Below are 9,652 nucleotides of genomic sequence, written 5' to 3'. Positions count from 1 at the left end.
GGCTTCACTCCCCCTCAGGCGGCGGCGTTCTTCAGGTCCTGGGCGCGGTCGGTGCTCTCCCAGAGCAGTTCCGGAAGCTCCCGGCCGAAGTGCCCGTAGGCCGCGGTCCGCTGGTAGATCGGCCGCAGCAGGTCCAGGTCGCGGATGATGGCCGCCGGCCGAAGGTCGAACACCTCGTCGATGGCCTTCTCGATGCGTTCGACCGGTACGTTCTCGGTGCCGAAGGTCTCGACGAACAGCGACACCGGGTGGGCCTTGCCGATCGCGTACGCCACCTGGGTCTCGCACCGCTCGGCCAGCCCCGCCGCGACCACGTTCTTGGCGACCCACCGCATGGCGTACGCCGCCGACCGGTCCACCTTGGACGGATCCTTGCCGGAGAACGCGCCACCACCGTGCCGGGAGTATCCGCCGTACGTGTCGACGATGATTTTCCGGCCGGTCAGGCCGGCGTCGCCCATCGGCCCGCCGATCTCGAAGCGGCCGGTCGGGTTGACCAGCAGGCGGTAGCCGTCGGTGTCGAGGCCTTCCAGCTCCGGCGCGATGACGTGCTCCCGAATGTCGGGCGTGAGCATCGACTCCAGCGAGATGTCGGCCGCGTGCTGCGACGACACGACCACCGTGTCCAGGCGCACCGGCGTGAAGCCGTCGTACTCGATGGTGACCTGGGTCTTGCCGTCCGGTCGCAGGTACGGAATCGTGCCGTCCTTGCGCACCCGCGACAGACGGCGGGCCAGGCGGTGGGCGAGCGCGATCGGCAGCGGCATCAGCTCGGGCGTCTCGGAGCAGGCGAAGCCGAACATCATGCCCTGATCGCCGGCGCCCTGGGAGTCGAGCACGTGCTCGCTGTCGCCCGCACGCAGCTCCAGCGCGCTGTCGACGCCCTGCGCGATGTCCGGCGACTGGGAGCCGATCGACACGCTGACCCCACAGGAAGCCCCGTCGAAGCCCTTCTTCGACGAGTCGTAGCCGATCCGCAGGATGGTGTCCCGGACGATGCTCGGGATGTCGGCGTACGCCTGGGTCGTGACCTCACCCGCGACATGTACCTGCCCGGTCGTGATCAGCGTTTCCACCGCGACCCGGCTCCGCGGGTCCTGCCGCAGCAGGGCGTCGAGGACACCGTCGCTGATCTGATCGGCGATCTTGTCCGGGTGGCCCTCGGTGACCGACTCCGAGGTGAACAGGCGGCGCGTCATGACCGGAGCTCGCCGGTGACGAGCGCCAGCGGAGCGTGGATGCGGGTGACCCCGACCAGATCGAAGCCGGCCGCGTCGAGCAGCGCCCCGAAATCACGCTCGGTGCGCTCCTTGCCCGGCCCGATCAGCATCATCAGCACGTCCAGCAGCGCGGTGAACGTCGGGTTGGGCTCGGCGCCCTCGGTCACCACGTGCTCGACCAGCACGATCCGGGCCTTGCCCTTGGCCGACGCCGCGCAGTTGCGCAGGATCTTCAGGCACGTCTCGTCGTCCCAGATGTGCATGACCTGGCGCATCACATAGAGGTCGGCCGTGACCGGCACCGACTCGCGGATGTCGGCCGGGATCAGCGTGACCCGGTCGGCCAGCTCGCCGCCGGTGCGCAGGCTCTCCCCGGCCTGCCGCAGCACCTCGGGGCTGTCCAGCAGGGTGCCGGTGAGCTCGCGGTGCTGGGCCAGCACCCCGGCCAGCAGTCCGCCCTGGCCGCCGCCGACGTCGGCCACGGTCCGCACGCCGTCGAGGTTCAGCGCCTCGACGATCGGCCCCGTGGTCCACTTGCCCGACTCGGACATGGCCCGGTTGAAGACGGTGGCCGCCTCCGGGTTGTCGTCGCGGAAGTAGCTGTAGAGATCCTTGCCGTACGCGGTGGGGAAAACCGCTTCTCCGGTACGCACGGCGTCGGCCACGCTTCCCCACACGCGCCAGTTCCACTCGGAGTTGGCGAGCAGGGTCAGGTTCCGCACGCTGCCCGGCGCGTCCTCGCGCAGCGCCCGGCTGAACTCGGTGTGCCGGAAGGAACCATCGTCGCCGGCCGCGAAGAAACCGTGCGCGACCAGGGCCCGCATCAGCCGCAGCAGGGCCGCCGGGTCGGTGCCGGTCCGCCGGGCCAGCTCGTCCAGGGCGACCGGCTCGTCGTCGATCCGGTCGGCCAGGCGCAACTCGGTGGCGGCCTGCACGAGCCCGCTGGACCACATCAGCTGCACGAAACGGCGGACCGTGCCGGCCGCCTCGAACGGGGACTGCCCGGCGCCGACGGGCAGCGGTTCGGGACCGATACGCAAAGGGGTGACTGCCATTTTCCTTCTCCTCTGGTCAGGGCTGACGATCGAGCAGGGCGCGGGCGGCGCCGTCCACTTGTTCCGCCGGGTTCTTCGGCGCGGCCGGCTCGCGCCAGCCCACGAACCCGTCCGGGCGCAGCAGCACGGCGCCCTCGGGGCCGATGCCGAACGCCTCCCACCACGGCGACCGCTCGGCCCGGTAGTCGCCGCCGTCGCCGATCCGCACGTGGCGCACCAGGTCGCCGCCGGCCACCTCGTCCCAGCGGTTCGTGCCCGCGTCGGTGAGCAGGACCAGGGTGTCGGCGCACAGGTCGTGGGTGGAGATCCGGCCCTCGGCGCCGACCAGCCAGCGGTGCGGCACCCGGGTGCCCGGGCGGCCCGTGAGGTCGAGCTCGACCGGCACCGTCTCGAGCTCGCGACCGGCGTCCGCCTCGTCCGGCAGCACCGCGGCCGAGGTGTAGCGATAGCCCAGGATGACGTTGGGGAAGTCGCGGAAGCCGGGCTCGCGGTGGGCGGTGGCCCGGTTGCGCTCACGCAGCAGGGCCTGGTCGGCGGTGGCCAGGCCGACCGGGCGGCGCTCGGCGTCGTAGGTGTCGAGCAGGCCGTCGCCCGCCCGGCCGTGCAGCACCGCGGCCAGTTTCCAGGCCAGGTTGTGCGAGTCCTGGATGCCGGCGTTGGCACCGAAGCTGCCGTCCGGCGGATGGGTGTGCGCGGCGTCGCCGGCCAGGAAGACCCGGCCCGACCGGAACCGCTCGGCGATCAGGTGCGCCGACTCCCACGGGAAGGTGCCCTCGATCTCGATGGGCCGTTCCACGCCGAGCGCGGCGGTCACCAGCTCGGTGCATTTCTCCCGGCTGAACAGGCTCGGCTCGATCCCGGAGGCCACCGGATATCCGGTCCAGAACATCCACCGGTCGGCGCCGTCCAGGCAGACCGCCACTCCCTGCACGTTCTGGTTGGCGATGAAGGTCAGGATGAACTTGTGGTCGCCCACCACCGGTTTCATGTCGGATCGGAAGACGACACTCACCATCTTCTGCAGTACGCCGTTGCCGGTGCGCCGGATGCCCAGCGACTCCCGGATGCCGCTCTGCACACCGTCGGCGGCGATGACGTACTTCGCGCGCACCGTGGTGACGGCGCCGGTGCGGGTGTCGGTGAGATCGGCCCGTACGCCGTCGCCGGTGTCCGTCATCGCGGTCATCCGGGTGTCGAAGCGGATGTCGGCGCCGAGCCGGCGGGCTCCGCGCAGGATCACCGGTTCCAGCAGGTCCTGCCCGCACCACACCGGCTTGGCCGGGCTCAGGTCGAACGAGAACTCCTCGCCGACCTCCATCACCTGCGCCGAGTCCAGGTCGGACAGTGAGCGGGAGCGGAGGATGACCCGCGGGATCACGCCGGGTTCGGCGTCCGGGCCCTCGGCGACCGCCCGGGGCACCAGCCGCAGGCCGGTCGCCTGGATCTCCTCGGCCAGGCCGGCCATCCGGAACAGTTCCATGCTGCGCGCGTGCACCCCGGTCGCCCGGGTCAGCGGCGAGGTGGTCGACCGGCGCTCGACGAGCGTCGGGGTGATGCCGAGACGGGACAGGAACAGTGCGGCGGACAGCCCGACCGGGCCGCCGCCCACGATGAGAACCGGCACTTCCTCGGTAGCCATGCGACTCCTTCTCCGGCGGAGACTCGGAAGTCCGCATCGTCGCAACGGCGGCTAGAGCCCCGTTGGAGAACGCATGGACCCGGATCGGCCCTAGCCCGGCTCGACCGGGGCTCCACCCGCGGCGCCCAAGATGCCCTCATGTGGATCTGGGTGCTGAGCGTGCTGGGCGTCGTCGCGGCCGGGCTGGCCGCGGGGGTCCTGTTCGGAGTGGCGTTGGCCAACGTGCCGGGGTTCGCGGCCATGCCCGCGGCCAGCTATGTCCGGGTGCATCAGAGCTTCGACCGGCGCTACGAGCCGACCATGCCGATCCTGGTGCTCGGCGCGGCCGCGGCCGACCTGGCGCTGGCCGTGCTGGCCGAGCCGGTGGCCGCGCGCGTCCTGTTCGCGCTGGGCGCCGTCCTGCTGGTCGTCGTGGCCCTGGTGTCACAGCTGCGCAACGTGCCGCTGCTGGCCACGTCCGTCCGCCAGGCCGACCCGGACCGGTTGCCGCCGGCCTGGAGCGACCCTCGCCCGCGCTGGCGGCAGTGGCACCTGGTCCGCACCGCGTCCGGGGTGGCGGGTTTCGCCGTCACCGTCGCGGCCGTCATCAACCTGTGAACCGGAGGAATCGTCATGGAGGGTAATCCCGTCGCTCGCCTGTCCGCCCTGGCCGACGCGATCACGCCGTGGGCCATCCGGGTGGCGGCCACCCTGGGCATAGCGGACGCTCTCGCCGGCGGCCCCCGCCCGGTGGCCGAGCTGGCGGCCGCGGCCAAGGTCGACCCGGACGCGCTGGCCCGGGTGCTGCGCTACCTGGCCGCCCGGGGCGTGTTCACCGAGCCCGGCCTGGACGTCTTCGCCCTCACCGAGCTGGCGGCACCGCTGCGGTCGGACCACCCGGCCGGCCGGCACGCGTGGCTGACCATGAACGGCATCGGCGGCCGCCTGGACCGGACGTTCAGCACGCTGCTCGACGTCGTCACCACCGGCCGGCCCGGCTACCCGCTGCTCTACGGCAAGCCGTTCTGGCAGGACCTGATGGACGACCAGGACCTGTCCGACTCGTTCGACGCCCTGATGACCACGCACGCGCCCTGGTTCTCGGAGGTCGCGGCCGCGCGTGACTGGAGCGCGGCGAAGCGGGTCGTCGACGTCGGCGGCGGCTCCGGCGCGCTGCTGGCGGCCATCCTGCGGCAGGCGCCGCATCTGCACGGCACCCTGGTCGACCTGCCGGCGACCATCGCCACGGCCAAGGAGTTCCTGGGCGGCGACCTGGCCGACCGGTCGACCACGGTGGCCGGGAGCTTCTTCGACGAGTTGCCCGCCGGCGACGACGTCTACGTGCTGTCCAACGTGCTGCACGACTGGAGCGACGCCGACGCCCGGCGCATTCTGGCCCGGTGCGCCGAGGCCGTGCCGTCCGGCGGGCGCCTGCTCATCGTGGAGCGGATCATCGCCGGTCAGCTCGACGCCGACATGGTGACCCGGATGGACCTGCGGATGCTGGTGCTGGTCGGTGGCCGGGAACGGTCGGCCGACGAGTACGGCGATCTGGCCGCCGAGGCCGGTTTCCGGCTCGACCGCGAGATCCCCACCGCGTCGGGGCCGACGATCCTCGAGTGCGTTCGATGACCGACGCGGTATTCCTCTTCTCGGGCCAGGGCAGTCAGTATCCGGCGATGGCGCGCGACCTGTTCCGCTCGGACGAGCGGTTCCGGGCTCACCTGCAGCACGTGGACGTGTGCCTGCGCCAGGTGGGCGGCCGCTCGGTCCTGCCCCACCTGCTGCTGGCCCAGCCCCCGTTCGACGACGTGGCGGTCACCCATCTCGGCATCTTCGCCACCCAGTACGCCTCGGCCATGATGCTGATCGACCGCGGGGTGCGGCCGACGGCGGTGCTGGCCATCAGCCTCGGCGAGTTCGCGGCCGCGGTCCTCAGCGGCGCGTGGTCGCTGGAGCACGCCGGCCGCGTCCTGGCGGTACAGACCCGGGCGCTGGCCGAGCACTGCGACCCGGGCGGGATGATGGCCGTCCTGGCCCCGCCCGAGGCGCTGGCCGGCCCGCTCACCGCGCTGCCGCAGCGGCCGGAGGTGGCGCTGCGCAGCCGACGCCACTTCGTCCTGGCGGGCAGCCGGGACGCGCTCGACACGGCCGCCGCGTGGCTCGGCGAGCGCGGTCACGCCTCGGTCCGGATGCCGGTGACCCGGGGCTTCCATTCGAGGCAGATCGATCCGGCCCGGGAGCCGTTCCTGTCCGCCGCCGCGAGCGACGGCAGCGTCCGCGGCCCGCGGATCCCCTGGTTCTCCTGCGCGCTGGCCGGCGAGCGCACGGACCACCCGGTTCCGGCCGATCTCTGGCACGCCATCCGCGCGCCCATCCGGTTCCTCGAGACGGCCGCCGTGCTGGGCGCCGGCGAAAGGCGCCGCTACGTCGACGTGGGCCCCGGCGCGGCCCTGACCACGCTCATGCGGGACAACGACGTGCCGATGATCGAGTGCCGGCCGCTGTCCACCGCCCAGGGCGACGTGACACGGCAGTTGAGCCGGCTGCTGACGAGCAGCTGAGCGCGGACCGCCGCCACGGTCCGGCACGGCCTTTTCAGTGTGTGGATCCGGCGAGCACCTCGAGCTGAAGGCGCTCCATCTGGGGTGAGGGGTCGAGCCCGAGCTCTTCGTCGAGGATGCGGCGGGCGTTCTGATAGGCGCGCAGGGCGTCGCCCCGGCGCGACGAGCGGTGCAACGCGATGATCAGCTGCTCGTGGAACCACTCGTTCAGCGGGTAGCTGGAGACCAGGGTCTGCAGCTGGGGCACGATCTCGCGATGCCGTCCCAGCTGCATCTCGGCCGCGACCAGCAGCTCGGTGGCCCGGATCCGCTCCTCCTCGAGCCGGGCCACGTCGGTCTCCAGCTGCCGCCCCTTGCTGACGTCGTCGAGGGCGGGGCCACGCCACAGCCGCAGGGCCTGCCGCAGGTGCTCGACCGCGCCGGCGTGCCGGCCCTGCTCGGCGTCGGCCTGGCCGCGGGCCACGAGCTGGGTGAACTCGGTGAGGTCGAGGGCGGCGTCCGGGACCCGCAGCGTGTAGCCGGGATGCTGCGTGAGCAGCCGGCAGCCGTCGTCGTGGGGCGCCGTCTGCCGCAAGCGCTTACGCAGGTGATAGACGTACGTCTGAATTGTCGTCACGGCGCTCGACGGCACGTCCTCGTCCCATACCTCGCGAATTATCGCGGGAACGCTGACGGTTTCGTTCGGGTGCAGCAGAAGGAGAGCGAAGACCTCCCGCATCTTCGGCGCGGTCAATCTGCAGGCCCGCCCCTCGAAGCGGATTTCGAGCGGACCGAGGACTTTCAATTCCCACATTGGGGTCTCCTTGTTACGGTCGCGTGACTCGCGTATTACTGCTCGCACACGGCTATATGAATAGCCGTCAGCTGGAACAAAACACCCAGCCACCGTACGCAGAGCATCACCGAGGGCGCAACGCCAAAGACTGAGCGTGATCATGCGCCGTGACGCCGCCGGACCCTCCACCTGTATCGCAGGTCACGTGATGACGATCATATTGTCCGTATTAAACGAATATTTAGTGACCACGAAATCGGCTCCCGCTTCGCATGCCGGAAAACTGGACAGGATTCGGCTATTACGACATGTCTACTTTGGATCCAGTTTGGATCTTTCATTTGTCGCATCGACGACAGTGCATTTATGGCAACCCGCCGGCCGGGCGGCGACGGGCGGCCGGGCGGCGATCCGCTTGCCCGGCGTCGCCTCCGCGATTACTCTTACGCGAGTAATCGCACTGGACTAAGACGCACGCTCAGAATCGGGCGGTTCCCATGGCAGACGACACGGCCACCAGCTGGCAGACCGACACCGCACCACCCGACCCGCGCCGGTGGTACGCGCTGGCCGCGGTCCTCGCGGGGGCGCTGATCATCCTGATCGACAGCACCATCGTGAACGTGGCGATCCCGCCGCTGCAGCGGGACCTCGAGGCCAGCTACGACGCCGCCGAGTGGGTGATCACCGGCTACGCGCTGGCGTACGGCCTGCTGCTCATCCCCGGCGGCCGCCTCGGCGACCGCTTCGGCTACAAGAAGCTGTTCCTGCTCTCGCTGATCGGCTTCACGGTCACCTCCGCACTGTGCGGCCTGGCGCAGGGACCGGTCAGCCTCATCGTCTGGCGGGTGCTGCAGGGCGCCATGGCCGGCCTGATGAACCCGCAGATCCTCGCGGTCATCCAGGTCGCCTTCCCGATGAAGGAGCGCGGCCGCGCGTACGGTCTCTACGGCGCCGTCAGCGGCGTCGCGGTGGCGCTCGGCCCACTGCTGGGCGGCCTGCTCATCGAGTGGAACGTGCAGGATCTCGGCTGGCGGCCGATCTTCCTGATCAACGTGCCGCTCGGCATCATCACGATCGCGATGGCCGCCGCCTGGCTGCGCGAGGCCCGCGGCCGGGGCGGCTCGCTCGACCCGCTCGGCATCCTGCTGATCGGCTCGGCCATCTTCCTGCTCAGCTTCCCGCTGGTCGAGGGACGGGCCGCCGGCTGGCCGGGATGGGCCTGGATCATGCTGGCCGCGTCGGTGCCGGTGTTCGTGCTGTTCGTCCTGTACGAGCGGAGCCGTACCCGGCGCGACCGGGAACCGCTGATCGACCTGAACCTCTTCCGCGGGCGCACGTTCAGCGCCGGCATCGGCATCGGCTTCGCCTACTTCGCCGGCTTCATCAGCCTCTGGTTCGTGCTCTCCCTCTACCTGCAGCTCGGTCTGGCCCGCTCGGCGCTCTACGCCGGTCTGGTGCTTCTGCCGTTCGCCGTCGGCTCGTTCGCCGGCGGCCTGTTCTCCGACTGGTTCTCGGCCCGGATGGGCCGCTGGGTGATCGCGCTCGGCGCCGGCCTGGTGTCGGCCGGCATCATCGGCCTCATCGTCACCATCAACAGCGCCGGCGTCGACGTGTCGGGCTGGGCCCTGGTGCCCTCCCTGCTGGTCAGCGGCCTCGGCTCCGGGCTGGTCATCTCGCCCAACGTCGACATCGTGCTGTCCGGCGTGCACTGGAAGGACGCCGGCGCGGCCAGCGGCGTGCTGAACACCGCCCAGCGGCTCGGTATGGCGCTGGGCCTGGCCGTCGTCGGCGTCGCGTTCTTCGGCGCCCTCGGCAACCACGCGGCGACCTCGGCCGAGCAGGTGACCCCGCAGCTGCAACGGCAGCTGGCGGCGGCCGGGCTGAGCCCGGACGCGGTCCAGCAGGGCGTCGCGGGGTTCCAGCAGTGCTTCGTCGACCGGGGCAACGCCGACGATCCGACGGCCGTGCCCGCGAGCTGCCCGCCGGCCGAGGCCGGTCCGGTCGGCGCCGCGTTCACCGAGGCGGCCGACGCCGCCGTGGCCGACAACTTCACCCACGCCGTGCTGGTCGGCGCCGCCTATTCGCTCGGCGCCGTGGTGCTCAGCCTGCTGCTCGTCTTCGTCCTGCCCAAGCCGGCGCCGCAGAGCTGGGGCGGCGGCGACGGCGACTGGGGCGGCGGCGACACCACGCAAAGCGGCGACTGGGGCGGCGACAAAGCCGGCAGCGGCGACTGGGGCGGCGGCGGCGACAACGCCGGGAAGAGCGACTGGGGCGGTGGCGGCGCCGCCGCCGACAGCGGCCGGCCCGAGGCCGAGACCGGCAAGGACTGGACGAAGACCGACAACAAGACCTGATTCGTACGCCCCGCCCGCCGGCACCCGTTCCATTCCCCCGGAACGGGTGCCGGTGCATCTCCG

The 9,652-nt window shown here is 71.4% G+C and carries 8 protein-coding genes; 4 read left to right on the top strand and 4 right to left on the bottom strand.

Translation table 11 applies throughout. From position 1 onward, the window contains the following. Window positions 1–14 precede the first annotated feature (14 nt). From metK to ACGFJ7_RS28025, 3 genes are read right to left on the bottom strand one after another with little or no spacing between them, the layout of a single operon-like run. Window positions 15–1,199, bottom strand: coding sequence for a methionine adenosyltransferase (gene metK, locus ACGFJ7_RS28035; RefSeq protein ID WP_360255380.1), 1,185 nt, complete (start codon window positions 1,197–1,199; stop codon window positions 15–17). Next, window positions 1,196–2,275, bottom strand: a complete 1,080-nt coding sequence (locus ACGFJ7_RS28030) for a methyltransferase (RefSeq protein ID WP_360255382.1) — start codon at window positions 2,273–2,275, stop codon at window positions 1,196–1,198. Before ACGFJ7_RS28030 ends, metK begins: the two co-directional genes overlap by 4 nt. A 16-nt stretch (window positions 2,276–2,291) precedes the next feature. Beyond that, on the bottom strand, window positions 2,292–3,914 hold the full coding sequence (locus ACGFJ7_RS28025; protein WP_392644627.1) for an FAD-dependent monooxygenase: 1,623 nt from the start codon (window positions 3,912–3,914) through the stop codon (window positions 2,292–2,294). Window positions 3,915–4,052: 138 nt separating this feature from the next. On the opposite strand from ACGFJ7_RS28025, the gene ACGFJ7_RS28020 reads away from it, so the two are divergent. Genes ACGFJ7_RS28020 through ACGFJ7_RS28010 form a run of 3 tightly spaced genes read left to right on the top strand, consistent with a single transcriptional unit; the run spans window position 4,053 to window position 6,457 of the window. Then, on the top strand, window positions 4,053–4,511 hold the full coding sequence (locus ACGFJ7_RS28020) for an anthrone oxygenase family protein (protein WP_360255388.1): 459 nt from the start codon (window positions 4,053–4,055) through the stop codon (window positions 4,509–4,511). Between the two features lie 15 nt (window positions 4,512–4,526). Further along, window positions 4,527–5,525, top strand: a complete 999-nt coding sequence (locus tag ACGFJ7_RS28015) for a methyltransferase (RefSeq protein WP_360255391.1) — start codon at window positions 4,527–4,529, stop codon at window positions 5,523–5,525. Continuing rightward, window positions 5,522–6,457 carry an acyltransferase domain-containing protein gene (locus tag ACGFJ7_RS28010; protein WP_392644625.1) on the top strand — a complete coding sequence of 312 codons (936 nt, stop codon included), beginning with the start codon at window positions 5,522–5,524 and terminating at the stop codon, window positions 6,455–6,457. The genes ACGFJ7_RS28015 and ACGFJ7_RS28010 overlap by 4 nt, the downstream gene beginning before the upstream one ends. Window positions 6,458–6,491: 34 nt before the next feature. On the opposite strand, the gene ACGFJ7_RS28005 is transcribed toward ACGFJ7_RS28010, so the two are convergent. Further along, window positions 6,492–7,250 carry an AfsR/SARP family transcriptional regulator gene (locus ACGFJ7_RS28005; protein WP_360255395.1) on the bottom strand — a complete coding sequence of 253 codons (759 nt, stop codon included), beginning with the start codon at window positions 7,248–7,250 and terminating at the stop codon, window positions 6,492–6,494. A 479-nt stretch (window positions 7,251–7,729) separates the two neighbouring features. Here ACGFJ7_RS28005 and ACGFJ7_RS28000 point away from each other — a divergent pair, with 479 nt between their 5' ends. Then, window positions 7,730–9,589, top strand: coding sequence for an MFS transporter (locus ACGFJ7_RS28000; protein WP_360255397.1), 1,860 nt, complete (start codon window positions 7,730–7,732; stop codon window positions 9,587–9,589). Window positions 9,590–9,652 lie beyond the last annotated feature (63 nt).

This window comes from Actinoplanes sp. NPDC048988, assembly GCF_043197815.1.
Lineage (GTDB): Bacteria > Actinomycetota > Actinomycetes > Mycobacteriales > Micromonosporaceae > Actinoplanes.
Note: the sequence above shows the minus strand (reverse complement) of the source record. Positions and strands in the feature narration are given on the sequence as shown.